This is a genomic window from Mesorhizobium sp. M1169 (assembly GCF_040318345.1).
GTDB lineage: Bacteria > Pseudomonadota > Alphaproteobacteria > Rhizobiales > Rhizobiaceae > Mesorhizobium.
On the sequence record NZ_JAMYME010000033.1, the window covers coordinates 22,095 to 46,572 of the forward strand.

At 61.8% G+C, this 24,478-nt stretch carries 27 protein-coding genes; 10 read left to right on the forward strand and 17 right to left on the reverse strand.

Translation table 11 applies throughout. From position 1 onward, the window contains the following. Positions 1–22: 22 nt before the first annotated feature. Positions 23–1,390: a PRC-barrel domain-containing protein gene (locus tag NKH41_RS25400; protein WP_352771932.1), complete on the reverse strand. Its 1,368-nt coding sequence runs from the start codon at positions 1,388–1,390 to the stop codon at positions 23–25. Positions 1,391–1,642: 252 nt separating this feature from the next. On the opposite strand from NKH41_RS25400, the gene NKH41_RS25405 reads away from it, so the two are divergent. Then, complete coding sequence (locus NKH41_RS25405) at positions 1,643–2,563, forward strand: diacylglycerol/lipid kinase family protein (protein WP_352771930.1); 921 nt, start codon at positions 1,643–1,645, stop codon at positions 2,561–2,563. 58 nt (positions 2,564–2,621) lie between these two features. Here the strand turns inward: NKH41_RS25405 and NKH41_RS25410 are convergent, their stop codons facing one another. After that, positions 2,622–2,795: a hypothetical protein gene (locus NKH41_RS25410; RefSeq protein ID WP_292659198.1), complete on the reverse strand. Its 174-nt coding sequence runs from the start codon at positions 2,793–2,795 to the stop codon at positions 2,622–2,624. A 146-nt stretch (positions 2,796–2,941) separates the two neighbouring features. Between NKH41_RS25410 and NKH41_RS25415 the strand changes: the two genes are divergently transcribed. Further along, positions 2,942–4,468 (forward strand): sensor histidine kinase, encoded by a 1,527-nt coding sequence (locus NKH41_RS25415; RefSeq protein ID WP_352471120.1) that lies wholly within the window; start codon positions 2,942–2,944, stop codon positions 4,466–4,468. A 48-nt stretch (positions 4,469–4,516) separates the two neighbouring features. On the opposite strand, the gene NKH41_RS25420 is transcribed toward NKH41_RS25415, so the two are convergent. Beyond that, complete coding sequence (locus NKH41_RS25420; RefSeq protein WP_352540234.1) at positions 4,517–4,996, reverse strand: hypothetical protein; 480 nt, start codon at positions 4,994–4,996, stop codon at positions 4,517–4,519. Between the two features lie 10 nt (positions 4,997–5,006). Then, positions 5,007–5,333, reverse strand: coding sequence for an ElaB/YgaM/YqjD family protein (locus NKH41_RS25425; protein ID WP_023678546.1), 327 nt, complete (start codon positions 5,331–5,333; stop codon positions 5,007–5,009). 110 nt (positions 5,334–5,443) lie between these two features. On the opposite strand from NKH41_RS25425, the gene NKH41_RS25430 reads away from it, so the two are divergent. Next, complete coding sequence (locus tag NKH41_RS25430) at positions 5,444–5,941, forward strand: response regulator (RefSeq protein WP_352771928.1); 498 nt, start codon at positions 5,444–5,446, stop codon at positions 5,939–5,941. A 29-nt stretch (positions 5,942–5,970) separates the two neighbouring features. Here the strand turns inward: NKH41_RS25430 and NKH41_RS25435 are convergent, their stop codons facing one another. Next, entirely contained in the window at positions 5,971–6,522 is a 552-nt protein-coding gene (locus NKH41_RS25435; RefSeq protein ID WP_023678544.1) for a sigma-70 family RNA polymerase sigma factor, read from the reverse strand. A gap of 3 nt (positions 6,523–6,525) precedes the next feature. Then, positions 6,526–6,729, reverse strand: coding sequence for a NepR family anti-sigma factor (locus tag NKH41_RS25440; protein WP_023678543.1), 204 nt, complete (start codon positions 6,727–6,729; stop codon positions 6,526–6,528). 217 nt (positions 6,730–6,946) lie between these two features. On the opposite strand from NKH41_RS25440, the gene NKH41_RS25445 reads away from it, so the two are divergent. From NKH41_RS25445 to NKH41_RS25470, 5 genes are all read left to right on the forward strand, one after another. Continuing rightward, entirely contained in the window at positions 6,947–7,741 is a 795-nt protein-coding gene (locus NKH41_RS25445) for a response regulator (RefSeq protein ID WP_352471123.1), read from the forward strand. Positions 7,742–7,967: 226 nt separating this feature from the next. After that, on the forward strand, positions 7,968–8,132 hold the full coding sequence (locus tag NKH41_RS25450; RefSeq protein ID WP_023678541.1) for a DUF1328 domain-containing protein: 165 nt from the start codon (positions 7,968–7,970) through the stop codon (positions 8,130–8,132). Between the two features lie 191 nt (positions 8,133–8,323). Beyond that, positions 8,324–9,358, forward strand: coding sequence for a sensor histidine kinase (locus NKH41_RS25455; protein WP_352771926.1), 1,035 nt, complete (start codon positions 8,324–8,326; stop codon positions 9,356–9,358). 132 nt (positions 9,359–9,490) lie between these two features. Further along, positions 9,491–9,661 carry a hypothetical protein gene (locus NKH41_RS25460; RefSeq protein WP_352771924.1) on the forward strand — a complete coding sequence of 57 codons (171 nt, stop codon included), beginning with the start codon at positions 9,491–9,493 and terminating at the stop codon, positions 9,659–9,661. Between the two features lie 344 nt (positions 9,662–10,005). After that, entirely contained in the window at positions 10,006–10,251 is a 246-nt protein-coding gene (locus NKH41_RS25470) for a YMGG-like glycine zipper-containing protein (protein ID WP_006328050.1), read from the forward strand. Between the two features lie 98 nt (positions 10,252–10,349). On the opposite strand, the gene NKH41_RS25475 is transcribed toward NKH41_RS25470, so the two are convergent. The 4 genes from NKH41_RS25475 to xylF form a co-directional block, all read right to left on the reverse strand. After that, positions 10,350–11,972, reverse strand: coding sequence for a CHASE domain-containing protein (locus NKH41_RS25475; protein ID WP_352771922.1), 1,623 nt, complete (start codon positions 11,970–11,972; stop codon positions 10,350–10,352). 129 nt (positions 11,973–12,101) lie between these two features. Continuing rightward, complete coding sequence (locus NKH41_RS25480; protein ID WP_352471126.1) at positions 12,102–12,902, reverse strand: ATP-binding cassette domain-containing protein; 801 nt, start codon at positions 12,900–12,902, stop codon at positions 12,102–12,104. 15 nt (positions 12,903–12,917) lie between these two features. Then, positions 12,918–14,282 (reverse strand): sugar ABC transporter permease, encoded by a 1,365-nt coding sequence (locus NKH41_RS25485; protein ID WP_352771920.1) that lies wholly within the window; start codon positions 14,280–14,282, stop codon positions 12,918–12,920. A gap of 141 nt (positions 14,283–14,423) precedes the next feature. Continuing rightward, positions 14,424–15,464 (reverse strand): D-xylose ABC transporter substrate-binding protein, encoded by a 1,041-nt coding sequence (gene xylF, locus NKH41_RS25490; protein WP_352540238.1) that lies wholly within the window; start codon positions 15,462–15,464, stop codon positions 14,424–14,426. Between the two features lie 285 nt (positions 15,465–15,749). Here xylF and NKH41_RS25495 point away from each other — a divergent pair, with 285 nt between their 5' ends. Next, positions 15,750–16,994, forward strand: a complete 1,245-nt coding sequence (locus NKH41_RS25495; protein WP_352540239.1) for an ROK family protein — start codon at positions 15,750–15,752, stop codon at positions 16,992–16,994. 9 nt (positions 16,995–17,003) lie between these two features. On the opposite strand, the gene phoB is transcribed toward NKH41_RS25495, so the two are convergent. Genes phoB through pstS form a run of 6 tightly spaced genes read right to left on the reverse strand, consistent with a single transcriptional unit; the run spans position 17,004 to position 22,215 of the window. Then, positions 17,004–17,693, reverse strand: a complete 690-nt coding sequence (gene phoB, locus NKH41_RS25500; RefSeq protein WP_031212149.1) for a phosphate regulon transcriptional regulator PhoB — start codon at positions 17,691–17,693, stop codon at positions 17,004–17,006. Between the two features lie 16 nt (positions 17,694–17,709). Continuing rightward, entirely contained in the window at positions 17,710–18,417 is a 708-nt protein-coding gene (phoU, locus tag NKH41_RS25505) for a phosphate signaling complex protein PhoU (RefSeq protein ID WP_023678534.1), read from the reverse strand. A 32-nt stretch (positions 18,418–18,449) separates the two neighbouring features. After that, positions 18,450–19,253 (reverse strand): phosphate ABC transporter ATP-binding protein PstB, encoded by an 804-nt coding sequence (gene pstB / locus NKH41_RS25510; protein WP_352451144.1) that lies wholly within the window; start codon positions 19,251–19,253, stop codon positions 18,450–18,452. After that, on the reverse strand, positions 19,250–20,101 hold the full coding sequence (pstA, locus tag NKH41_RS25515; RefSeq protein ID WP_352471130.1) for a phosphate ABC transporter permease PstA: 852 nt from the start codon (positions 20,099–20,101) through the stop codon (positions 19,250–19,252). Before pstA ends, pstB begins: the two co-directional genes overlap by 4 nt. Before the next feature lie 3 nt (positions 20,102–20,104). After that, complete coding sequence (gene pstC / locus NKH41_RS25520; protein ID WP_352771915.1) at positions 20,105–21,094, reverse strand: phosphate ABC transporter permease subunit PstC; 990 nt, start codon at positions 21,092–21,094, stop codon at positions 20,105–20,107. 59 nt (positions 21,095–21,153) lie between these two features. Further along, positions 21,154–22,215 carry a phosphate ABC transporter substrate-binding protein PstS gene (gene pstS, locus NKH41_RS25525; protein WP_352771913.1) on the reverse strand — a complete coding sequence of 354 codons (1,062 nt, stop codon included), beginning with the start codon at positions 22,213–22,215 and terminating at the stop codon, positions 21,154–21,156. Between the two features lie 654 nt (positions 22,216–22,869). Here pstS and NKH41_RS25530 point away from each other — a divergent pair. Further along, positions 22,870–23,223: a hypothetical protein gene (locus tag NKH41_RS25530; RefSeq protein WP_352451139.1), complete on the forward strand. Its 354-nt coding sequence runs from the start codon at positions 22,870–22,872 to the stop codon at positions 23,221–23,223. Positions 23,224–23,306: 83 nt separating this feature from the next. Here NKH41_RS25530 and NKH41_RS25535 read toward each other — a convergent pair whose 3' ends face one another. After that, on the reverse strand, positions 23,307–24,278 hold the full coding sequence (locus NKH41_RS25535; RefSeq protein ID WP_352771911.1) for a DUF2865 domain-containing protein: 972 nt from the start codon (positions 24,276–24,278) through the stop codon (positions 23,307–23,309). Positions 24,279–24,478: the final 200 nt, after the last annotated feature.

Below are 24,478 nucleotides of genomic sequence, written 5' to 3' on the forward strand. Positions count from 1 at the left end.
TCTCTGTCGGCCTGTGTGCTGCTTAGCGCATGATCATGCGCTGTTTGTCGCGATTTTGCGCATAGCTGGCCTTGTCGTAGGGAGCCTGCGCCTCAAGCTGCTCCTTGGTGAAGTTCGTGTAGAGATAGCGCTTGCCGTTCTTGTCGGTCATGAATTTCAGGTTGTCCATGCCGACCGCCACCTCCTTCTCGCCGACGCCAAGGAAGCCGCCAACGTCGATGATGACTGCGTCGACCTTTTTGTCGCTGCCCAGCACGATATCGCCGATCTCGCCGACGTTGACATCGTTGGCGCCATAAACGGTGGTTCCAACCAGATCCTCGGCCCGGATTTCGCCCATCGGCATTTCGGTTAGCGTCGACTTGTCGATCGACCCGGTCTTGGTCTGGTCGGCCGTGGAATTAGCCGGAGGCGCCGCTGCCGGAGCGTTTTGAGCCGTCTTGCCGGCTTGGTCAGCGTTGTTGGTCGTTGCGGTGTTGTCGTTCGGCGCAGTGTTGCTGGCCATCACGGTGGGCGTGACGGTAGCAGGCGCATTGGCATCGTTCGACGCAGTGGTTGCCGGCGCCGGATCATAGGCCTTGCGGTTGAAGTCTGGCTGCGCCTGCAGCTCTTCCTTGGTCGTTTGCGCGACCAGCCAGCGATCGCCGTTCCTCTCGGCCCACTGCGCCTTATCGAACTCATAGGCGACGTTCTTTTCGCCGATGCCGAGGAAGCCGCCGACACCGATGATCAGCGATTGCGCCTTGGCTTCCTTGTTGATGACGATGTCGTTCACGTCACCGATGTTTTGGGCGTCGTCGCCGGTGCCGTTATAGACGGTCTCGCCGATGATATTGGTGGCGAGATTGCCTTCGGCGCGCTTCACTGGCTCAGCCGGCGCGGCAGGCGCCGGGGTTGTATTTTGCGCGCTGGTGGAAGGGGCGGCAGGCGCCGCATTATCCGCCGAAGCTGGTGGCGGAGTCGGATCGTAAGGCCTCCGGTCGAAATCCGGCTGAGCCGTCAACTCATCCTTCGTCGTTTGCGCTATCAGCCAACGGTCGCCATTTCTTTCGGCCCATTGCATCTTCTTGTAGTCGAAAACGACGTTCTTGGTTCCTATGCCAAGAAAACCGCCAACGCCGATGACGACGGATTTTACCTCGCCGCGCTCGTCGAAGACGACATCGGTGATCTTGCCGATATTCTCTGCATTGTCGCCGGTGCCGTTATAGACCGACTCGCCGATGATATTGGTGACAAGGCTGCCCTCGGCGCGTTGCACCGGAGCGGCTGGAGCGGAATTCTCTACGGCGGGTGGTTGCGCCGGCGCCGGGGTCGTCGCCGACTGCGCAAATGCACCCGTCGCAATCAATGTTGCGACTGCTGTCGTGGTTAAAAGGGTGCGGATCATCTTAGTGTCTCCTCGTCGGTGATTTCGTGCACGCCGTACCCGCCTGGCGTCACTGCGGGCGCAGCGTCTTCTGCATGTTCACAACGTTGTGACCACACTGTTGTTCCGAAAAAAGCCGTGGTGCACCCGGTGCGATGTCAATGGTTCTCGGATTCGCCGCGTTGGTCGAAAGGAACATTTTCTCGGCCGCCCCGTTCCACTCCCGGCTGGGGCTCCGTCCCGGCCCGATAGGTGCTGGAAAATGGAACGGCCATGCGGTTTGCAGCGGTGCTGAACAAGGACGGGGGCACCCTGCGCACCATCGATCTTGAGGCCTTCGCCAGTCGGATGCGCAGCACCCTTGAGAGTGCCGGCCACTCGATTGATATCGAAATCGTCGCCGGCAAGGATATCGTCGCCACGCTGGACGGCGTAGCTTCCAGGCGCGGCATCGACGTCCTGCTGGCTGGCGGCGGCGACGGCACCATTTCGGCCGCGGCAGCCCGTTTGATGAATGGGGAGAAGGCGCTGGCAATTCTGCCGGCTGGCACAATGAACCTTTTTGCGCGCGGCCTCGGTATCCCGCAGACCCTCGATGCGGCACTGAAATCGTTTGCCGACGGCGAGGTGATGGCGATTGACATTGCAACAGCCAACGGCCGGCCCTTCGTGCATCAATTCTCGATCGGCATGCACGCCAGGATGGTGCAACTTCGCCAGAAGATGGAATTCGGCTCGCGGTTGGGGAAGATGCGCGCCTCGGTGCGAGCCGCTTGGGCGACGATCAACAATCCACCGGCGATGAACGTAACGCTGATGATCGGCGAGGCCGAGATCAGAACCCGGATCACCGGTATCGGCATCACCAACAATCTGTTTGGCGAGGGCCACCTGCCCTATGCCGATAATCCGGCAGGCGGCGTGCTGGGCATCTATGTCACCGTGGCGCGGCGGCGCGGCGAATTGATCAGGTTCCTCTTTGACGTCGCCCGTGGGAAATGGCGCGGCAACGAGCATGTCGAAATCCATCAGGCAAACCGCGCCGTTTTGAAAATCCATTCGACTAACAGGAAAGTTCAGGCCGTCATGGACGGCGAACTGGTAAAGCTCGATCGCGAGACGACCGTCGAAATCCATCCGCGCGCGTTGAATGTTCTCGTCCCGGCGCGCGCTGTCGAGGCAAAGGTTGCCTGACGTGGGATGCGTGATGTGGGGTTGCGTGATGCAAACTGGCGCGAGCGATGGAGAGAACCTAGCCGCTGGGCGTGTTGCCCTGTTCGGTCTTCGGCGTCTCGATCATCCAGCCGTAGATTTCGGCGACGCCCCAGGCGATAAAAGCCAGCAACAGCGCGGCGATCAGGATACGAAGGACATGCCGACCCCGCCGCCCTTGACGGGCTTTGTTTTCAGGAATGGTTTTTGGCATTGTCTGGCTCCATATTTGGCGCCGGCAGGCGTAACTCGCGGGGCGTTGGCTGGTAACGGTCCCCCGCCGCGAAAGTTCCGGCACTGCAAGGCGGCAGACGGGCCGGTTGGCCTGACCAATCAGCGGAGCCGGCCTCCGGGGGCATAGTGGACGACAATAGCCAGAACACGCCGGGCCTGCCGGCCGATATTCGCCGTGTGGTGGGCGCCGCGGACCGTCTTGCCGTGCTGCACGGCCTCGACACGCTGGACGGGGCTGCCGACCCTGATTTCGATCGTATCGGCGGTCTTGCCGCTTCGGCTATGCAGACGACTGTCGCACTGATCACGCTGGTCGATGCCGAGCGGCAGTGGTTCAAGTCCTGTATCGGCCTCGACGAGACCGAAATCGCAACCGAGACATCGTTCTGCGCCTATACCATCGCAGCCGGCGACGTGCCGATGGTGGTGGCCGACGCGGCGGCGGATCCGCGGTTCAAAGCCAATCCGCTGGTCACCGGCGAGCATCATATCCGCTTTTACGCAGGCGTGCCCATCGTAGTCGACGGCGCGCTGATCGGCACGCTGTGCGTGCTCGACCGGAAGCCGCACGCACGTCCCTCCTCTGTCCAGCTCGACCAGCTGTCGGCGCTGGCCGGCCTCGCCGCCAGCCTGTTCACGCTGAAGGATGCAACCCGCAGTGCGGCGATTGCCAAGGCAGCACTGGTTCGAGAGGAAAAGCGGCGCGCTATCGCGCTCGACGCGGCTTCGCTTGCCAGCTGGGCATGGGATATCCGCAGCGATATGATCGACTGCGATGTCCTGCTGTCCGAATTGTTCAACCTGCCGAAGTCGAACAGGCTGAGGGCGCGCGACATCCTGACCGCCATCGACCCGCGCGACGTTCACCAGACCGAAACACGCTTTCGCGACGCGCTGACCGGCAGCGACGATTATTTTGGCGAATACCGTGTCAAAGGCCTCGATCCGCCGCGATGGATCGCAACACGCGGCCGCGTCATAGAACGCGACGGCGATGGCAAGCCGACGCTGATCTTCGGCGTCAACTACGACATTACCGAACGCAAGCTTGGCGACGAACGTCAACGACTGTTGCTGCGCGAGCTCAATCACCGCGTCAAGAACACTTTGGCAACCGTACAGGCGCTGGCGACGCAGACCGTTCGCCATGCCCGCCAGCCAAGCGAATTCCTCGAAGCCTTCAGCGCCAGGCTGCAGGCACTGGGCGTTGCGCACAGCCTGCTGTCGGACCGCGAGTGGCGCGGCATCGGCATCCGCGAGCTGGTGGAGATCGAGCTAAAGCCGTTCCAAGCCGCCGGACAATCGCGCATGGCGATCTCCGGCGCCGATGTCCTGCTCTCACCCGACCAGGCAGTCGGGCTCGGGCTGATCCTGCATGAACTGGCAAGCAATGCACTGCAATACGGGTCGCTCTCGGTTTCCTCCGGAAAGGTCGATCTCGATTGGAGGGTACAAGGCAGGAAGGGCGCACGCCGTCTGTTGCTGGCCTGGCGCGAAAGCGGCGGCCCGCGGGTTGCGCCGCCCGAACGCCATGGCTTCGGCTCGATCCTGATCCGCCGCAGCCTGGCCAAGGTCATTTCCAGCGAGGTGATCCATGAATTCCGGCCGGACGGCGTGGTCGCGGAAATATCGATTCCGCTCGAAGATTTGTGATTTTGCGACCGGCGCCAGAATCGTTTGCCCCGAACTATCCCCTCCGAACTATTCACGTTTGCCGGTATCCGGATCATCGGAGCCGCGCTTCACGTTCTCGCGGTAGATGGCGTAGGCAGCGAGTGCTATCGCCGGGCCGAGAATCGCGCTCAGTCTGGCCTTTCCCGGGCCATCTTTGCCCTTGAGCAGCGCCGGCAGCACGGCGAGTGCCGCAGTGATGCCGATAGCCTTCATGTCAGCGTTGCGTCGCTTCGCCCGGCGCCTGGCGCGCGAGCCGGCCGACATCCGGTAGACGAGCAGGATGAGACCGGCGATTGCGAGAAAGCCGATCCCGAAGCTCAGGGAAGCTGCCATCGGCCCATAGCGGGCCGCCGTCCAGATATAGGCCGCCCCGACCAGGAAGCCGAGGCCGCACAGCGCTACGACCGCTGCGACCGAATAGACAATTGCAGCCACACGCGCGCGTTGCACCGCCGCAATGGTTTCGCCCGAGGCGAGGCCCGAGATCAGCGATGCAAGCATTCCCATGCGTGCAGAACTAGCGGCGCGCGAGAAGCGCGAAGAGGAACCCGACACCGGCGGCGATCGCCAGCGACGTCACCGGCTTCTCGCGCATATGCGCTATCATCTGCGCCTCAATGTCCCTGGCGTTGCTGCGCAGGCTGTCGAAGGCTGCCTCGCCCTGGGTTCGCAACTGCTCGACGCTTTCGGCGGCGGCTCGCCGCGCTGCCCCGTAGCCATGTTCGCCAGTTTTGGCCAACAGCTTGGTAAGTTGGTCGATGTCGGCCTTCAGTTGTGCGATGTCGGCCTCAATATCGGAATTCGTGCGGGCTTCGTTCGCGGCCTTTCCTGCGGCAGTCGCCATTGCTTCACTCTCCATGCTTTTGCTCGGTCGAAACGCCCGACAGACCCCAAGGTTCCGGCACGAACCTCTTCTAACCCTATCTCCGGCAGCGCGCGTTGCAAATGCCTTGCATGGGCCGAGGCCGACGCATCCGCGCCAGCGCGTCTTTTTTAAATGACAGCATGCCAAATAACGATCATGACTTCCCCCGTTTCACGATCGAGACGAATTTAAGGAGATATTGCTGCGTGCGCGCATCACTTGACGGTTTGCGGATTCTTATCCTGGAAGATGAGTTCCTGATTGCCATGGATATCGAGCAGCTTTGCCGCGACTACGGCGCGCTCAATGTGGTCATCGCCCGTGATCTGACTGAGATCGAACAGCAAGACGTTGCCGCGCAGTTCGATGTGGCCATCGTCGACCTCATGCTGAGCGGCGTTTCGACGCTCCAATTTGCTTCGCGGCTGCGTGAAGCGGGCATCCCGTTCGTCTTTGCCTCGGGCTATTCGGATACGGACGAGATCAAGAGATCCTTTCCCAGCGTCAGACTGGTCACCAAGCCCTATTCGGGAGACGATCTCGTCGAGGCAGTGGCGGCGGCCTGCAGGCGAACGCATCTCCGCTGAGGCGCGGAGCGGTTCGAACACGCCGCGCTTCACGCAGCCGTCGACCCGGTTACCTGAGCCGAAATTGCGTCCGGGCCATACTCGTCTTCACCGGAGATCTTCAGAATTTCCTGCAGCCGTGTGCGGGCGCGGCTGACGCGGCTCTTGATCGTTCCGACGGCGCAGCCGCAGATCTCGGCCGCTTCCTCGTAGGAGAAGCCCGACGCGCCGATGAGGATAATGGCTTCGCGCTGGTCTTCTGGCAGCAATTCGAGCGCGCCGCGAAAGTCCTCGAGGTCAAGTTGGCCGTGCTGGGCCGGGTGAACGGCAAGCCTGGCCGTCATGACGCCATCGCTGTCCTGCACCTCGCGGCCGCGCTTGCGCATCTGCGAATAGAATTCGTTGCGCAAGATCGTGAACAGCCATGCCTTCAGATTGGTGCCGGGCTGGAAGCTTTCATGCTTGTCCCATGCCTTGACCAATGTTTCCTGCACCAGGTCGTCGGCCTTGTCGGCGTTTTGCGTCAGCGACACGGCAAAAGCCCGCAGGCTCGGGATCGAGCCGAGCAAGTCGGTCTTGAAGCCCTGGGAGACGGCCGCCATGCCTCAGTCCTTCTTTTGTACAGGTTCGGCTTTTTCCAACTGGCTGAGCAGTTGGGCGAAGCGATCCGGCACATTGTCGGAGACCAGCTCGTCGTAGTATTGTTTGAGTTTGCGGCCGATTTCCGAGTTCGGCCCAAGCGGGTCGCGGGAAGCAGCCCGGCGCCCGTTGCCAACGCCACCCATGGTAGCTTTCGTCATGTTCTTCATTTCGCCCTTTTGTCCCAGCCTTAAGCCGCCCTTCAACACATAACGCAAGGCAAGCGGCAGCCTCGTCTGGTTGCCCAACCCGCCCTTAAACGCCAGCCCATATATTTAGTTCCGCATGATCGGAACTTTTTCGCAGAACCCGCGTTTTCAACTCTGGGCTTGCGAACCGTTTTTTAGCTGTAACATGCAATCACGTCATATGAGGGAGACGTCCAATATGAGCCTATCAGCAACCATCGCTCCGCACCTGCCGTTCCTGCGTCGCTTCTCGCGCGCAGTATCCGGATCGCAGGAGAGCGGCGACGCGCTGGTCGCCGCAATGCTCGAGGCCATCATTGCCGATGTCGACATCTTTCCGAACGCATCGAACGACCGCATCGCGCTCTACAAGGTCTTTGCCAAGCTCTTCACCTCAGTGGCCATTCGCGTTCCGCAGGAGCATGCCCAGTCGGCATGGGAACAGCGTGCCGCGGCCAATCTGAATGCAATTGCGCCTCGCCCCCGCCAAGCCTTTCTGCTGGTGGCGGTCGAAGGCTTCAGCGAAGACGAGGCGGCGGAGATTCTCGACGTCGACGAACAGGAATTCTCCGAACTCCTCGCGCAGGCGAGCAACGAGATCTCCCGTCAGGTGGCAACCGACGTGCTGATCATCGAGGATGAGCCGCTGATCGCCATGGACATCGAGGAAATGGTCGAAAGCCTCGGCCACCGCGTCGTCGGAACGGCGCGCACCCACGCCGAGGCGGTGGCGATGTTCGGCAAGGCGCGGCCAAAGATGGTGCTTGCCGATATCCAGCTTGCCGACGGAAGTTCGGGCATAGCGGCCGTGAATGAGATCCTGTCGTCGACCTCGGTACCGGTGATCTTCATCACCGCCTTTCCCGAGCGCCTGCTCACCGGCGAGCGGCCGGAACCGGCATTCCTGGTTACCAAGCCGTTCAATCCGGACATGGTCAAGGCTCTTATCAGCCAGGCCCTGTTCTTTGACCGGCACGCGAAAGCCGCGGCATGAAACAGCGGGCGGCCGAACTGCGGCCGCCGAGACAGCCGCTCCCCAGGATCAGAGGGGAGTGACGCCGGCTCAATTCACTGGCAACCAACTGGGGCAACCAACTGGACCTTTCCACACACCGCGGCAATTCGGGCCCTGAAGATTTTCAGCATCGTCTTTTTCGGAAAATGGTGGAACAAACGGAGGCGAATCACGTTTTCACCGCAGCATTGGAAGGAGATCGATCATGCTTTACTGGGCGCTCGTATTTCTCGTCGTGGCGATCATCGCCGGTGCGCTTGGTTTCGGCGGCATCGCTGGCACCTCGGCCGGCATAGCGCAAATATTGTTCTTCATCTTTCTCGCCTTCCTGATCATATCGCTTATTGCCGGCCTGATCAGACGAGCGTGAATGCCAAGCGGCCATTCAAGCGAACACTGGAAGCCGCACCCCTCAAACGGTTTCCAGCCACCGCCGGGCAGTGTCCTCCAACGGGATGCCGCTCGGCGGACCGCTTTTTAAGGTTTGATACGAACCTCCTCCTTTTGGAACCCATTTTTCCGCGAACCGTTCAGCCCGACATGGGTTGAGCAAATTGACCGATGCGTTCCAGAGTCGGAAAAATGAAAGACCGCGGCCAGAGTGATGAGATCATCGCTTTGCATCCCGCCGAAAGCGGGATGCAGCTTGGTCGGGCCCTTCTCCATGCACTGCACAATGCCGGGATTTCCGTCCTGTACCAGGATCGCGAGATGAAGACGGTGTGGGCGCGCAACATGCGCGCGCCCTGGACTTCCGATGCCTCCGACAACAACGGCATCTTGCCGCCGGCGCAGGCGGAGCGTATCGGCGCCGCCAAGCACGACGTCATCGTCTCCGGCAATCCTCAACATCTTGAGCTCAGCGTGCCGGCCGATGACGGCGCCCGCTGGTTTCAGGTGTGGATAGACGCCGACCGCAGCGAGACCGGCGCGGTGCAGGGCGTCGTGACCACCATGGTCGAAACAACCGAGCAGAAACGCCGGGAGCAGACGTTGAAGGCGCTGCTGCGCGAAGTCAGTCATCGCTCCAAGAACCTTTTGGCCATCATCCAGAGCATCGCCACCCAGACGGGCCGTTACTCCGGCAGCATTGACGATTTCCTGACGCGCTTCCGGGGCCGATTGCAGTCGCTGGCCTCGTCGCAGGATTTGGTTACGTCATCCAACTGGCGGGGAGCGGCGCTGCGCGAGCTGGTTTCCGGTCAGGTCGGCAGGTACGGCGCGGATCCCGTGCACAGCCTACGCTTCCGCGGCGCAAATCCATATCTCAACCCCAATGCCGCCTTGCACATCGGCTTGGCCATGCATGAGCTCGCCGTCAATTCGGTCAGCTATGGCGCACTGTCGCGCAGCGACGGTTTCGTCGAGGTGACGGCCGATCTGACGGCAGCTTCCGCTGGCGAGCCTGCGCTGTCGCTGACATGGGCCGAAGTGATCGGAGCCAACGACAATCAGCGCAGCGAGAAGCGTTTTGGCAGCGTCGCGCTCGAACGCGTCGTGCCCACTTCATTGAATGGAACGGCGACACTTGAGATCACCGGGAACCGCCTCGAATACCGCCTTGTCGTTCCTCACGGCAATTTCGAGACGGATTGAGGAGCGGCGGTCGCCGCGCGAAGGCTTGCTGCGCATCGCCGACTTTAACCGACCGTTCACCATAAAGTCCGATCCTGTCCGAACGTGCCGATCCACCGGATTGAGTTTGGCACAAAATGAAGGGAATGGGCCTTGACGGCTGCCGACTTGGACAGACTGGAACAGGCCGCTCGCGTCTCGATGGGCGGTTTTCAGGATCCCGACGCGCCCGCAACGCCCGCGCCTCGTGCTTCGCCCCTCCGCTTCGCCGTCGTCGCGCTTATGGCCGCAATCGTCCTGACCGCCGCGTCCCAACTGATCTGAATCGAACTCACCTCTGCGTGATCGCTTTGAAACGACTGCCCGAGTGCTCGGCCGTGCCCGTTCGCGGTCACCGACCTGCAGGGCAGGCCCAACATGTCGTCGCCAGATGCCTTGCCGTCGACCGGCGCTCGGGGACGACTATGACAGGATCGTCTGGAACGTGCGTCCCAGCGGCACGCTCGATGCGTCCTTGGAGATTTCCGGGTTCGTGGTAGCATCAAACGGCGCACGCCCCGAAAAAGACTATCTTAATCAACAATGAAATCGTGCAGGCAAAGGCCGTACTTTCATGCTAAATGGCGGCTGGAGCTTATTAAAGTGAGGACAAAAGTGAGGATGACTCCATGCGGAAGATGATTATTGCCATGGTTGCCGTGGTTGCGGTCAGCGGCTGCACCACCACGGAAGAGAACGTGGGTATCGGCACTGTGGGCGGCGCGCTCATTGGTGGCGCTGTCGGCGGCGGCAAGGGCGCTTTGATCGGCGCCGGCGCTGGTGCGATTGGCGGTCTGCTCGTTCGCCGGCTGCAAAATGGCTACTGCCAGTACAGAGATCGTCACGGCCGGATCTACACAGCTCGCTGCAACTAGTTTCGAGCTCCAGGCGAACAGCAAACGCGGAGGCAGGCCACCTGCCTCCGCGTTTGCCCTTTAAAGCGCTGTTGCGACGCGGCCCACGAGACGGGGCTTCAGGCCGGCAGCGGAACCCTGATTTCCACGTTCAAGCCATCTTCGCGAAAATCGCGCCTGATTGTGCCACGCAATTCGCGCGTGACGTTGAGATCGATCAGTCTGGTGCCAAAACCGCTCTTTGCCGGTGTCTCGAGCTTCTTCTGACCGGCCTCGCGCCAGTTGAGAGCCAATGTCCGGGTGCCGCTACGGGCTTCGAGCGACCAGTCGACCTTCAGCGCGCCGACTGAATTGCCGGCTTCGCCATGCTTCAGCGCATTCGTCGCCAGTTCGTGAAAGACGAGGCCGAGTGCCTGCGTCGTCTTTTCATCGAGAAGAACCTGCGGTCCCGACAGCAGCCCTTCAGGAAGCTCGCTGCCGAACACCTGGCCTAGCTCGATGCGCAGCAGGTCGCCGAGATCGGCTTTCTGCCAGCGTGAGCGCGTCAGCATGTCCTGGGAAGCCGCCATCGCCTGCAGCCGGGCCGAGAAAGAAGCCGAGAATTCCTGGACGTCGGTGGTGTGCGATGCTGTCTGGCGCGCGATTGCCAGCACCCGCGTGATCGAGTTCTTGATGCGATGCTTCATCTCCTGCAGCATCAGGTCTTTTTCCAGCAGGCTCTTTTCGGTCGTTTCGTGAAGCAGCGAGACCGCCTCATAGGCCCGCTCCTGATAGCGGGCCACCAGCGCGATGGCGCCCGCAAGCAGCAGTCCGAACAATCCGAGCATCACCGGGATGGCGCGCGAGGAAGGTTGCGAGAAAGCACTTGTCGGCCTGAACAGGACGACCCACGGCCGGCCGGCGACGGTGACCTTGCGGGTGACCAGCAGCCTGTCGCCGAGGCTCGAAACAGGCGGCGTTTCCGATTGGAACAGCAGGTTGTCGCTGTCCACCGTGCCGTCATAGATCTCGGTGTTGACCGGCAGCAATGGTGCCCGGCTGAGCGCAGCCTGGAACAGATCACGGGCGCGGAAGGCCGCATAAAGGAAGCCGGCAGTCGAGGATCTCGTCGCGTTCACGGCGTCCGGCGCGGTTTCGACATTGAGCCGGACGAAGACGAGGAACCCGGTAAAGGTCTGCGCGGCACCCGTATCCTTGCCGAACTGCACGAGCCCGCTGGCGTGCTGCTGGTCGTCGGCCATCGCCTTTTCGATTGCCTCGCGCCGCGCCGGCCCGGTGAACATGTCGTAGCCGATGCTGGATTTGTTGGACGGATCCAGCGGTTCGAACAGCACGATGGGCGTACGCCACGGTAAGTTCGTGTCGGGATAGATCGGATGGCTTGCGCCGTGATCGTGCAGGATGTCGCGCTCGACCGCCGCCTCGTTGCCAGTTTTCGCCAGGCGGAGGAAACCGATGCCGCGCAGGCCGGCGAAATTATTGTCGACGTCGAGCGCGTTGAAGAAAGCCTTGAACTCGCCCTGCGAGATACCGCCATTGCGTGCGTCGAACAGCGCCCGGGTCGAACGCAGCAGCGACAGGTCCAGGTCGATGCGGCTTTCGATCCGGTTAAGCGCGTCGTCTGCCGTCGCCTCGAATTTAATGCGGGCCGCCTCCTGGGTGGCAAAATAGGCAAAACCCGCCATCGTCAGGCTGATCAGCGCGACGGCGATAAAAGCGACGGTCGGAAAAAGCTTCTTCAATTGCTGATACGTCCCATGGACGGTTCGGCATCTTTATGGGCAAGTCCTGACGCCAACACAATGGCGAGGCCAAAGCATGGTGACGGCTGGCACATTTTGGCGGCGTGTGATTAGCCGGCTAATTCTCGTTCATGCGGCGATCTTCAGCGCGCCCGGCCCCGGAATGGCGCCGGGTGGGCACTTGCCGAGGATGATCATGCCGAGCACCTCGTCCTGGGTGACGTCGGTTGTGCGCGCCGTTCCGACAACCCGACCGTTCTTCATGACGCAGACACGGTCGGCAAGCTCGAACACGTCGTGAATATCATGGCTGATCAGGAAGATGCCGATGCCGTCGGCCTTGAGCTGCCTGACCAGTTCGCCGACCTGCGCCGTCTCTTGCGGCCCGAGTGCCGCCGTCGGCTCGTCCATGATCAGGATGCGAGCATTGAACAGGATGGCGCGGGCGATCGCCACCGACTGCCGCTGGCCGCCCGAAAGCTTTACCACCGGCTCCTTGAAGCGTTGGAAACGCGGATTGAGCCTGCCCATCACTTTGCGCGCCTCGGCCTCCATGGCGACATCGTCGAGCGTCCCCCAGCCGGTCATCAGCTCGCGGCCGAGAAACAGGTTGGCGGCCGCATCGACATTGTCGGCCAGCGCCAGCGTCTGGTAGATCGTCTCGATGCCGTACTTCTTGGCGTCGCGGGGATTGGAGATCGAAGCCTCCTCGCCGTTGACGAAAATCTGGCCCGCATCGCGCTTGTAGGCGCCGGACAGGATTTTTATCAACGTCGATTTGCCGGCACCGTTGTGACCGAGCAAAGCCATCACCTCGCCCGGGAAAAGGTCGACAGAGGCATCGTCGACGGCGCGAATGCCGCCGAAAGCGATGGAGATGTTGCGCATGTCGATCAGCGGCGTGCCCGTGGGAGCGGTTTTGTCTGCCATGATCGTTCCTCCTCCCTAAACGCGTTTGCGATAGACGGTATCGAGCCACACCGCGAGCACCAGCACGGAGCCGACAACGATGCTCTGCAGCGGTGAATCGATGCCGAGCAGCACCATGCCGGACTGCAGCGACTGCATCAAAAGCGCGCCGAGCATGGCGCCGAGCACTGTGCCGGAGCCGCCGGCGAGCGACGTGCCGCCGATCACCGCCGCCGCGATGACCAGCAGCTCGTCCAACGTGCCCAGCGCATTGGTCGACGAGTTCTGCCTGGCTGACGAGATCGCCGCGGCGATCGTCGCCAGCACGCCCATGATCATGAACACCTTCATGGTCACCCAGCGCGTGTTGATACCGGCAAGGTTGGCTGCTTCCGGATTGCCGCCGATGGCGAAGACATAGCGGCCGAAACGGGTACGCTTGGCGATGAAGGTCATGATCAGCCCTACGGCTACAGCCATCAGCACGGGTATGGCGATGCCATGGGCGATGAACAGCCCGCCTTCGGGAACCGTTATATTGTTGGCCGCCGCATATCTGTTCACGATGCCGACCGGCCAAGGATAGGAATTGGCAAGCCATATGGCGCCCATGATGACAGCGCAGGTGAGGACACCGAGGAACGTCTCGGCCCAGATCGGGCGCAACGGAAAGCGGAACCGCTTGCGCTGCACCCGCCCGTTGAGCAGCATGAACACAACCGCTAGGCACGCGACAATTCCGACGATCCAGCTCCATCGCGCGCCGATCGAACCCGCCGGCCCGCCCCCCATCAGCTGGAAAGTGGCATCAAGCGGCGCAATCGTCTGACCGCTGGCGACCCACCATGCGGCACCCCGCCAGACCAGAAGGCCGCCCAGCGTCACGATGAAGGCCGGCACCTCGAGATAAGCGATGATGTATCCCTGGAACGCTCCGATCAGAAGGCCAAGCGCCAGGCCGATGGCCAGTGCCAGGATCCAGATCCAGGGATTGCCTAATTGCAGACCGATCATTCGCACCAGGAAATGCACCTGCGCAAAGCCCATGACCACGCCGATCAGACCTTCGGCGGAACCGACCGACAGGTCGATATTGCGCATGACGATAACCAGCACCATTCCGGCGGCCATTATGGCCACGGCGGAAGTCTGCACCGACAGGTTCCAGAGATTGCGTGGCGTCAGGAAGGTCCGGCTGTCGAAGTCGAACGGATTGACGCCGAGCCGTACGCTGGAAATGACATGCAGACCGACCCAGATGACCAGCAGCGCGCCGACCATGCCGAGCATGCGCGTGTCGAGTTCGGTTGCCTTGAGAAATCGGGCAACGATGCCGAGCTCGGATTCCCGTGCCCGGTCTGCCGTGCTGTCGACCGGCGTGTTGGACGTCGTGTCGGTCATGATGTTTCTCCCGCCGGGTTGCCGTCTGCCGCGGATGCCGGAAGCAGCCTAGAAGTTATCCGCCGGAAGCGGAAAAACAACTCTTGTTGAAAAACGCCGCGGCGAGCGGCCGCGGCGTTCGGACTTCTCGGAAACGTCGGCTCAGTTGCAGACTGCAACAGTGCCAGCCGTCACGCCGGCGCAGACCTCTTCTTTCTTGATCCAGCCGGCGTCGATGACGACGTTGAGGTTGTCCTTGGTGATGGCGACCGGGGTCAGGAACAGCGACTTGACGGTATTGCCGCCGGGCGTGGTGAAATCCTTCACGCCGGCAATGTCGGTCATCTGCTTGCCGTCGGCGAGCTGCGAGGCGATCTCGGCGGCATTCTTGCCGAGCTCGCGCGCATCCTTCCACACCGACACGGTCTGTGTGCCGAGCGCGATGCGGTTCAGCGCGGCGTGGTCGCCGTCCTGGCCCGAAACCGGAACCGATCCGGCCAGCCCTTGCGCTGTCAGCGCGGCGACGACGCCGCCGGCAGTGCCGTCATTGGCCGCGACCACGGCATCGACCTTGTTGTCGTTGGCGGTCAGGAACTGTTCCATGTTCTTCTGAGCGTTGGCCGGCAGCCAGCCGTCGGTATAGGCCTCGCCGACATTCTTGATCTTGCCGCTGTCTATTGCCGCCTTCAGCACCTCCATCGAACCGGCAAACAGGAAATCGGCATTCGGATCGGAACCCGAACCCTTGATGAAGACATAGTTGCCTTCCGGCTTCACCTTGAAGACTTCCCGGGCCTGCATGCGGCCGACTTCCTTGTTGTCGAAGGTCAGGTAAAAGACGTCCTTGTTCTCGATCAGCCGGTCGTAGCCGACAACCGGAATACCTTCGTCCAGCGCCTTTTGCACGGCCGGCCCGATGGCCGAGGCGTCCTGCGCCAGGATGATCAGTGCGGTGGCGCCCTGCGAGATCAGGCTCTCGACGTCGGTGAGCTGCTTGCCGGGGTTGGACTGTGCGTCGGCGGAAATATACTTGTCGCCTGCGGCCTCGATGGCCGCCTTCATTGCGGCCTCGTCGGTCTTCCAGCGCTCTTCCTGGAAGTTCGACCAGGAAACGCCGATGACCTTGTCTTTAGCCTGCGCCACCGACGCCAGCGCCAGCGTCATGGCGACACCCGCCAGAATGGCGGTCGTGAATTTCTTCATCATATCCTCCCTGCGCCGCGTACGGCGTGACCAATTGGCTCAAAGACCAGCTTAGAAGCTCTAATTTTTTCGAGCCTCGAAAAAATACTGGCCCGATCTCCGGCTGCTGTCAACATCGATTCTGATGGATTTTGATGACTCTGCGAGTTTTTTCGAGCGTCGGAATAAACGATGACAGCGCCACCTGCATCTGACACTATTTGCCTCATCCGACACTATTTGTCGGACATTACCGACGGCTTCCGGTTCATGAGCGGCCGCGGCAACCGGGAGGAAAGCAAAACAATGTCGGTCGGAATCCGCCATGACGATTTGCGCCGGCGCAACCGGGCGATCGTGATCTCGGCGGTGCGCCGGGCCGGCCAGCCATCGCGTACTGAGATCGCAGCTACCACCGGCCTCAGTCATTCGACCATATCGGCGATTTCTTCCGACCTGATACGGGAAGGCATCCTCGCCGAGAGCAAGCCAAGTGAGCCCGTTTCGTTGAAACGCGGTCGTCCGCAAGTCGGCCTCGCCCTCAACCCGGAAGCGGCGGCGGTGCTGACCGTGGTGTTGTCGCTGAATTTCCTTTCGGCCGCCATTATCGACTATACGGGACAGGTGGTCGCCGAGGAACAGCGCCGGCTGGACACGCTGACTATGCCGCGCGACGAGCTGATCCGTGAATGCATGGCCATCGTCCGGCGCCGGCTGCAGGATCCAGATCTTGACGTCCGCAGTGTCGCCCGCATCGCCCTGGCGATTCAGGGCATTACCGACTCCCCTGCACGCGCCATGCTGTGGTCGCCGATCACGCCGCAGACCGACATCGCCTTTGCCGACATGCTGGAGGACGAATTCGGCATCCCGGCAACGGTGGAGAACGACTGCAACATGATGGCGGTGGCTTTGCGCTGGCGCAATCCGGATCGCTATCGCGATGACTTCATCGCCATCCTGCTTTCGCATGGCATCGGCATGGGGCTGGTGCTGAAGGGCGAACTGTTCACCGGGACGCATTCCTCGGGCGGCGAATTTGGCCACATGATCCATCGTCCGGGCGGCGCGCTCTGCCGTTGCGGGCGGCGCGGCTGCATCGAGGCGTATGCCGGCAACTACGCCATCTGGCGCAACGCCAGGCAGATGAGCGAAGACAGCGAACCGGTCGCCGACGTCAGCGACGCCGACATGCGCGCACTGGCGGCCCGGGCGCGCGAGAAAGATGGGCCGGAACGCGAGGCCTACCGCAAGGCCGGCGAAGCGCTGGGTTTCGGTCTCGGCTCGCTGTTCGCGCTGATCGATCCGGCACCGGTCGCGATGGTCGGCGCCAGTGCCGCCGCCTTCGATCTGATCGAGCCGGCCTTGCGGAAGGCAATCGCCCAGACCGCCGGCGGCCAGCATTCAGGCTCGATCTCCTTCGATACAGAGCCGAACGAATTGCCTCTGATCCGCGAAGGCTGCGCGATGCGGGCGTTAAGCTTCGTCGACCAGGAGATTTTCGCGCCGGGCGCGCAAATGAGGCCCAGCGTCAGAAAGAACGTAGCCTGACCAGGCGGGTCAATCTTCCCTGATCGCATAGCCGGCGCCGCGGATGGTGCGGATGACATCCGGCATCCGGCCGTTGTTGACGGCTTTGCGCAGCCGCCCGACATGCACGTCGACGGTGCGTTCGTCGATGTAGATTGTCTCCCCCCAGACATTATCGAGTAACTGGCTGCGCGAGAAGACACGGCCCGGATGCCGCATCATGAACTCGAGCAGCCGGAATTCGGTCGGCCCGAGCCTGATTTCGCTCTTCTTGCGATAGACCCTGTGCGATTCGCGATCGAGCACGATGTCGCCGACCTTCAGCACGCTGGACAGCACTTCCGGCTTGGCGCGCCGCAGCAGCGCCTTGACCCTGGCCATGAATTCCGGTGTCGAAAACGGCTTGACCAGATAGTCGTCGGCGCCGGTCGAAAGACCGCGCACCCGGTCGCTCTCCTCGCCGCGCGCGGTCAGCATGATGATCGGCAGCCGCTCGGTTTCGGGGCGCACCCGCAACCGACGACAGAGCTCGATGCCGGAAACCGCTGGTATCATCCAGTCGAGCACCAAAAGGTCGGGCACATTCTCCTGCAAACGGATCTCGGCTTCGTCGCCGCGTGTCACCACCTCGACCTGGTAGCCTTCGGATTCGAGATTGTAGCGGAGCAGCACACCCAACGGCTCCTCGTCCTCCACCACCATTATGCGTGGTGCGATCATCGGCTGGGCACCCCCATCATGTCACCGGTGCGGACATTGTCGTTTCGTCCTGCTTCGGACGATTGACCGGCAATTGCTCGCCGGTCAGCACATAATACGCATTTTCGGCGATGTTGGTGACATGGTCGCCGATCCGCTCCAGATTCTTGGCGCAGAACAGCAGGTGCGTGCAAGCGGTGATGTTGCGCGGATCTTCCATCATGTAGGTCAACAGCTCGCGGAACACGGACGTGTATTTGACGTCGATGCGCTCGTCGGCGGCACGCAGCTTGGCCAACGCGGCCGCATCGCCTGCAGCATATTCCTCGATGACACCCTGCACCTGGATGAGAACCAGCTGCGCCATCGCGTCGATGGAATGCGACAGGTCCCGCGGCGTGGCGCTGAGGCCGACCGCACTCACGCGCTTGGCGATATTCTTGGCAAGGTCGCCGATGCGTTCGAGGTCGCCCGCCATGCGGATCGCTCCGACCACATGGCGAAGATCGTGGGCCATCGGCTGGCGTTTGGCGATCAGGGTGATGGCGCGGTCGTCCAGTTCGCGTTGACGCGCATCCATGATGGCGTCGTCGGAAACGACGCGTTGCGCCAGCACGTTGTCGGAATTCAACAGCGCCTTGGTCGCCCCGCCGACCATCGAACCGGCGAGGTCGGCCATGTCGCGGATCAGCTTGCTGATCTGCTCGAGATCCTCGTCGAAAGAAGCGACTGTGTGTTCGCCCATGGTCCTGTCCTCATATGCATGATCGGAACGGCTCAGCCGAAGCGGCCAGTGATGTAGTCCTGCGTGCGCTTCTCGCGGGGCGACGTGAATATCTTCTCGGTCCGGTCGAACTCGACCAGTTCACCCAGATACATGAAGGCCGTCTGGCGCGACACGCGCGCCGCTTGCTGCATGTTGTGGGTGACGATGACGATCGTGTAGTCGGCTTGCAATTCGTCGATCAGTTCCTCGATCTTGGCAGTCGACAGCGGGTCGAGCGCCGAAGCCGGTTCGTCGAGCAGAATGACTTCCGGCTTCACCGCCACGGTGCGGGCGATACAGAGCCGCTGCTGCTGGCCGCCGGACAGGCTCAAGCCGCTGGCGTTGAGCTTGTCCTTGACCTCGCTCCACAGCGCGGCGCGCTTCAACGCCTGTTCGACGCGGCCGTCCATCTCGGACTTGCCGAGGTTCTCGTAGAGCCTGACGCCGAAGGCGATGTTCTCGTAGATCGACATCGGGAACGGCGTCGGCTTCTGGAACACCATGCCGATCTTGGTCCTGAGGAGGTTGAGATCCTGCGACCGGTCGAGAATGTTCTTGCCGTCGAGCAGCACCTGGCCCTCGGCCGTCTGTTTTGGGTAGAGCTCATAGATGCGGTTGAACACACGCAGCAGCGTCGATTTCCCGCAGCCCGAAGGGCCGATGAAGGCCGTGACACTGCGCTCAGGCAGCGACAGGCTGATGTCCTTCAGCGCCTTGCTCTGGCCGTAGTAGAAGTTGAGGTTCTTGACCTCGATCTTCGTCTTCTCGGCGACCGTTTCGGCCATCGTCATGTCTGGGGACAACATCTGTGTCATCTGTCCTCTCTGCGTCCGGTAAGGCTGCGGGCGAGGATGCTCAAGCCCAGAACCGTCAGGGTGATTATGAGTGCGCCGGTCCACGCCAGTTGCTGCCATTCCTCGTAAGGGCTGAGAGCGAACTGGAAGATGGTCACCGGCAGGCTGGCCATCGGCGCGTTGATATTGCTGCTCCAGAACTGGTTGTTGAGCGCGGTGAAGAGCAGCGGCGCCGTCTCGCCGGAAATGCGTGCTATCGCCAGCAATATGCCGGTGACGATGCCGGACAATGCGGCGCGGTAGGCGACCGAACGGATCACCACCCAGCGCGGCGCGCCGATCGCGGCACCGGCTTCACGCAACGCGTTCGGCACCAGGTTGAGCATGTCTTCAGTGGTGCGCACGACCACCGGAATGACCAGGATGGCAAGCGCAACGGCGCCGGCAATGGCCGAGAAATGCCCCATTGGCCGTACCATCAGCTCATAGACAAACAAGCCGATGATGATCGACGGCGCCGACAACAGGATGTCGTTGATGAAGCGGACGACGGTGGTGATGCGCGAAAAGCGTCCATACTCGGCCATGTAGGTTCCCGCCAGCACGCCGACCGGCGTGCCGACGACAACGGCGATGATCGTCATCAGCAGGCTGCCCGCGATGGCATTGAGCAGGCCGCCGGCCTCGCCCGGTGGTGGCGTCATCTCGGTGAAGACCGCGAGCGAAAGCCCGGCTGTGCCCTTATAGACCAACGCGCCGAGAATGAGCGCCAGCCAGGCAAGCCCGATGCCGGCGGCGACGACGCAAAGCGCCATCATCACCGAATTCCTGGCTTTGCGGCGGCTGTGGAGCGATGAGGATGTCGACATCGGTCAGGCTCCCGTACGGGCGTCGATCCGCATCAGCATATAGCGGGCGGCGGCGAGGATCAGGAAGGTGATGACGAAGAGGATCAGGCCGAGCGAAACCAGCGAGGAGGTGTAGAGGTCGCCGTCGGCCTCGGTGAATTCATTGGCGATGGTCGCCGAGATCGTCGTGCCCGGCGCGAACAGGGAGGCACTGATGCGATGTGCGTTGCCGATGACGAAAGTCACCGCCATGGTTTCGCCGAGTGCCCGGCCGAGGCCAAGCATGACGCCGCCCATGATACCGATGCGGGTATAGGGAATGACCACGCGCCGGGTCACTTCCCAGGTCGTGCAACCGATGCCATAGGCCGATTCCTTCAGCACCGCCGGCACCGTATCGAAGACGTCCTTGGTGATCGAGGTGATGAAGGGCAGCACCATGATGGCGAGGATCAGCGCCGAGGTCAGAAGGCCGATGCCGTAAGGAGGGCCGGCGAAAAGGCTGGATAGTCCCGGCACGCCGTGGAAGATGTTGATGATGAAGGGCTGTATCGTCGTCTGCAGGAACGGCGCGAACACGAACAGGCCCCAGATGCCGTAGATGATCGAAGGAATGCCGGCCAACAGCTCGACCGCTATGCCGATAGGACGCCTGAGCGGGCGCGGGCAGAGCTCGGTGAGAAAGATTGCAATGCCGATGCCGATCGGAACCGCGATCAGGATGGCAATGGCCGCCGTCACCAGCGTGCCGTAGATCGGCGCCAGTGCGCCAAATTTTTCCGTAACGGGATTCCAGCTCTCAGTCGTCAGGAAAGAAAAACCGAACGACGACAGCGCCTGCCATGAGCCGGCAAACAGCGAGATGGCGACACCGCCGAGGATGACCAGCACAAGAATTGCGGAAGCGCGGGTGAGTCCGCGGAATATGGCATCTGTGAGCGCGAAGCGCCGCACAGTAGCTTCCCTGGCCCGGGCTGCTGCAGCTGATGGCACGGCATCGGAAGCGATGGTCATTGGGTCCTCGCGATTAAAGGCAACAGGGAGGGCGCCGTCGACGCCCTCCCTGGAGGAGATTACATAGCCGAGTAGAGCGGCTTGCCGTCGTCGCCGACGACTTCCTTGGCCCACATGGCCTTGACGCTCTCAACCACCTTGTCGGGCATCGGAACGTAGTCCAGCTCGCCGGCCATCTCGTCGCCCTTGTCGTATGCCCAGGCGAAGAATTTGAGCGCTTCGCCGGTGGTCGCGGCATCATCCGGCTTCTTGTAGAGCAGGATCCACGTTGCCGCCGTCATCGGCCAGGACTCGGCGCCCGGCTCGTTGGCGAGGATGACGCCATAGCCCGGCTGCGAGCTCCAGTCGGCATTGGCCGCTGCCGCCGAGAACCCCGCCGCGGTGGGCTCGACCTTCTTGCCGTCCTTGTTGATCATATCGGTGTGGGTGAGCTTGTTCTGCTTGGCGTAGGCATATTCGACATAACCGATCGCGCCGCCGGTCTGGGAGACATTGTTGGCAACGCCCTCATTGCCCTTGGCGCCGATGCCGACCGGCCATTCCACGGCCTTGTCGACGCCGACCTTTTCTTTCCAGTCCGCGCTGACGTCGCCGAGGTAATAGGTGAAGTTGAACGTCGTGCCCGAACCATCCGAACGGTGAACGACCGCGATCGCCTGCGAAGGCAGTTTGACGTCGGGATTGAGCTTCTTGATCGCCTCGTCATCCCAGCTCGTGATCTTGCCGAGGAAGATGTCGGCCAGCGTCGGGCCGTCGAGAACCAACTCGCCCGGCTTGATGCCCTCGAGATTGACGACGGGAACGATGCCGCCCATCACCATCGGGAACTGAGCCAGTCCGGACGCTTCAAGCTCGTCGCCCTTGAGCGGCGCATCCGAAGCGCCGAAGGTAACGGTCTTGGCCTTGATCTGCTTGATGCCGCCGCCGGAACCGATCGACTGGTAGTTAAGGCCAACGCCGGTGTCTTTCTTGTAGGTGTCGGCCCACTTCGCATAGATCGGGTAGGGGAAGGTGGCGCCGGCGCCGGAGATGTCCGCGGCGAGCGCGGCGGACAGGGTGAGGGTGGTCGTCGCCGCAGCCATTGCAATCGCAACGGCCGCCGAGCGGATGAAATGTCTCATGTGGCCTGCTCCTGTTCGGAATATGGTCTCTCGGCGCCATTCCTCCGGCGCCCGCTGAGGCCAATAGCCCCCGATTATTACAGTCGCATGACAGTTTCATGTCGCTCCGGTAACGACGTCCAGCCGGGTTAAGAAGGAGCGGCCGCGGGCTTTTGTCGGCATGGGCCGCGGTTTGCCGCTGGAATCAGCAGCTTGCGTGAATTCCGGCCGGCATCGTCTGCTCGGCGATCGCAGCCACCGGCTTTAAAAGAAAAAAGCCGGACGGGAGCGCGTTGCATGCAGCCAGAACGTGTCATGGCCGCGCCATCGCCGAAACAGGTCCGTTGGGGTAAATCTGACCCTGTTTCTTGCCGGCGGTCGCTGCTCCCGCCCGTAACTGGAGGAGCGGAACTTCGAATATCCCATTGTCGCCACTGAGCGCGGCTTTGGTATGGTGCGATCGCACCATGGCCTTACGCTGGAAGCGTTGACGAATCGCAAGGTTCTAACTCGCGCTGGACCTCCATCCGCGCCCGACCCGGCGCTCGATCTTCGAGCAACGCCTTCCACTGGAAGTGCGACGACTTCTACTTCACGGTATCTACTCCCTTCGCCCTATTCCGCCGGTTGTCGGTTAGGCCGAAGCAGCGTTATAAGCTTGCAGGGGTATTGCTGATGTCTCGACGGATTCTGCCTGTCTTCCTGTGCCTGGCGCTGCCTCTGGGAAGCGGCTGCGCGCGCAGCTATGACGGCACCGTCATCATTCCCAAGCCGCTCGATGTTCGCCGTTTCTGGGACAGGCCTTCGCCGCAGGCGCAAGCCGAACAGTCGCAACTGGAGACCGACGTCTTTCCAGTGGCGCCGCAAACGCCGAAAAGGCCGGCGGTGCGCAGGAGCGCGGCTTCCGTTGCAACGCCTCGGAGGAGGGTCACCAACAACCCGCCCATGCTGTCGCCGGAGCCGACGAAGCCGCTAACTTGCAAGAATGTCAGCGAGCCCGGTAAACGGGCCCGCATGGTCTGCGAATAACCAGCCGACGTCGGTCGATGCGCACGGCTCCAGGCCTTGAAGCGGCTATCCGGCCAGCCCTCTCGGAACATCGCCCGCCCTGGTCAGTCCGCCGGGAAAAAGGCCGGCCCGACCACTCTCACCGGCCGCGCGCCGATCGCTCTTTCGATCGACTGATGCTGGGCAGCCCCCTGCACTTCGGCAGCCTGCGTTTTTGCCTCTGCCGGAGCGGCACCGGCGGTTTCGATCCCGGATTCAGGAATTTCCGCGACGACGCCAAGATCCGGCTTTGCCGTCGGCAACGGTATGATGGCGTTGGTCATGTTGGCCGGTGTCACGGTTCGTGCCCTGAGCTCGGCGACGCGCCGGTAATAGCGCTTGACGTCGCAGGCCTTGAAGTTCGCGTCGTCGCGGTACCGGAACGCGGCAGGTAGCTCCACATAGGGTTTTCCCGACTCGAGCGCGACCATCTCCTCGGTCTCGCGAGTGGCGTCGCTCAGCGTATAGAGGTCGACGCCGGCATCGTCGCAGATGTAGCGACACTGATCGACCGTTTCCTTCTGATCGTCGCTCTTGGCGAACTGCGATTTTGGCGCGGGGAAGAAATATCCGTCCGACAAGCGAACGCAAAACAGCATCCGATTGCCGCCAATTGTTGTGCCTGCGGACTGGGCCTTGGGTGCCGTGCGTTGCTGCGCCGGCTGTTTCTTGGCAGCGGGGGCGGCGCAGCCCAGCGCGACAAACCTGGCCTTCAGTCCGGACGTGTCCCTGCTCGAATTCGACAGTCTGGCGATCTGCCGTTGCACCTCCGCCTTGCTGCTGACCAGGTCGGCGCAGGGATTGAAGAAGAAGCCGGCGGTTTTCGCTGCGCATCTGCGTTGTCTCTCAAGCTTTTGAATCGCGGCGAGTTGCCGGCGCAGTTGGGCAAGCTCGGGGCTGGTCCCGCCGCTGCGCCCCGCCGAAAGCAATTGGCTCCTGATGGCACCGCAGCTATCCGCGTAGGAGAAGGATGTGCCGAGCGCAACGGCTATTGCCGACACCAGCATCAGAATCGTGAGGGGCCAGAAGCGTGTCATTGGAACGACCATCATCCTTGTTGCACCGAGAACAGGATTTCTTTGTCGACTATGGATAAGTACTAGCTAAATCAGTTTTTCCTAATTGAAGTAGATCAAACCGCCACCATAGACTTTAGCTCTAGTGTATTAGATCGACTCGTGTAAATTCAATATTACATTTTTATTTCAAGATTGAGACGAACCGGCAGCAACGCCGG

Bases quoted from the DNA above. Each gene is read 5' to 3' on its own strand.
- NKH41_RS25535 (WP_352771911.1), bottom strand. From the start codon at position 24,278: ATGACACGCTTCTGGCCCCTCACGATTCTGATGCTGGTGTCGGCAATA.
- pstC (WP_352771915.1), bottom strand. From the start codon at position 21,094: ATGACCATCGCTTCCGATGCCGTGCCATCAGCTGCAGCAGCCCGGGCC.
- pstB (WP_352451144.1), bottom strand. From the start codon at position 19,253: ATGACACAGATGTTGTCCCCAGACATGACGATGGCCGAAACGGTCGCC.
- phoB (WP_031212149.1), bottom strand. From the start codon at position 17,693: ATGATCGCACCACGCATAATGGTGGTGGAGGACGAGGAGCCGTTGGGT.
- phoU (WP_023678534.1), bottom strand. From the start codon at position 18,417: ATGGGCGAACACACAGTCGCTTCTTTCGACGAGGATCTCGAGCAGATC.
- NKH41_RS25410 (WP_292659198.1), bottom strand. From the start codon at position 2,795: ATGCCAAAAACCATTCCTGAAAACAAAGCCCGTCAAGGGCGGCGGGGT.
- NKH41_RS25530 (WP_352451139.1), top strand. From the start codon at position 22,870: ATGTCTCGACGGATTCTGCCTGTCTTCCTGTGCCTGGCGCTGCCTCTG.
- NKH41_RS25400 (WP_352771932.1), bottom strand. From the start codon at position 1,390: ATGATCCGCACCCTTTTAACCACGACAGCAGTCGCAACATTGATTGCG.
- NKH41_RS25430 (WP_352771928.1), top strand. From the start codon at position 5,444: ATGGGCCGAGGCCGACGCATCCGCGCCAGCGCGTCTTTTTTAAATGAC.
- NKH41_RS25470 (WP_006328050.1), top strand. From the start codon at position 10,006: ATGCGGAAGATGATTATTGCCATGGTTGCCGTGGTTGCGGTCAGCGGC.
- NKH41_RS25495 (WP_352540239.1), top strand. From the start codon at position 15,750: ATGTCGGTCGGAATCCGCCATGACGATTTGCGCCGGCGCAACCGGGCG.
- NKH41_RS25485 (WP_352771920.1), bottom strand. From the start codon at position 14,282: ATGACCGACACGACGTCCAACACGCCGGTCGACAGCACGGCAGACCGG.
- NKH41_RS25420 (WP_352540234.1), bottom strand. From the start codon at position 4,996: ATGGGAATGCTTGCATCGCTGATCTCGGGCCTCGCCTCGGGCGAAACC.
- NKH41_RS25480 (WP_352471126.1), bottom strand. From the start codon at position 12,902: ATGGCAGACAAAACCGCTCCCACGGGCACGCCGCTGATCGACATGCGC.
- NKH41_RS25435 (WP_023678544.1), bottom strand. From the start codon at position 6,522: ATGGCGGCCGTCTCCCAGGGCTTCAAGACCGACTTGCTCGGCTCGATC.
- xylF (WP_352540238.1), bottom strand. From the start codon at position 15,464: ATGAAGAAATTCACGACCGCCATTCTGGCGGGTGTCGCCATGACGCTG.
- NKH41_RS25450 (WP_023678541.1), top strand. From the start codon at position 7,968: ATGCTTTACTGGGCGCTCGTATTTCTCGTCGTGGCGATCATCGCCGGT.
- NKH41_RS25405 (WP_352771930.1), top strand. From the start codon at position 1,643: ATGCGGTTTGCAGCGGTGCTGAACAAGGACGGGGGCACCCTGCGCACC.
- NKH41_RS25425 (WP_023678546.1), bottom strand. From the start codon at position 5,333: ATGGCGACTGCCGCAGGAAAGGCCGCGAACGAAGCCCGCACGAATTCC.
- pstS (WP_352771913.1), bottom strand. From the start codon at position 22,215: ATGAGACATTTCATCCGCTCGGCGGCCGTTGCGATTGCAATGGCTGCG.
- pstA (WP_352471130.1), bottom strand. From the start codon at position 20,101: ATGTCGACATCCTCATCGCTCCACAGCCGCCGCAAAGCCAGGAATTCG.
- NKH41_RS25455 (WP_352771926.1), top strand. From the start codon at position 8,324: ATGCGTTCCAGAGTCGGAAAAATGAAAGACCGCGGCCAGAGTGATGAG.
- NKH41_RS25445 (WP_352471123.1), top strand. From the start codon at position 6,947: ATGAGCCTATCAGCAACCATCGCTCCGCACCTGCCGTTCCTGCGTCGC.
- NKH41_RS25440 (WP_023678543.1), bottom strand. From the start codon at position 6,729: ATGAAGAACATGACGAAAGCTACCATGGGTGGCGTTGGCAACGGGCGC.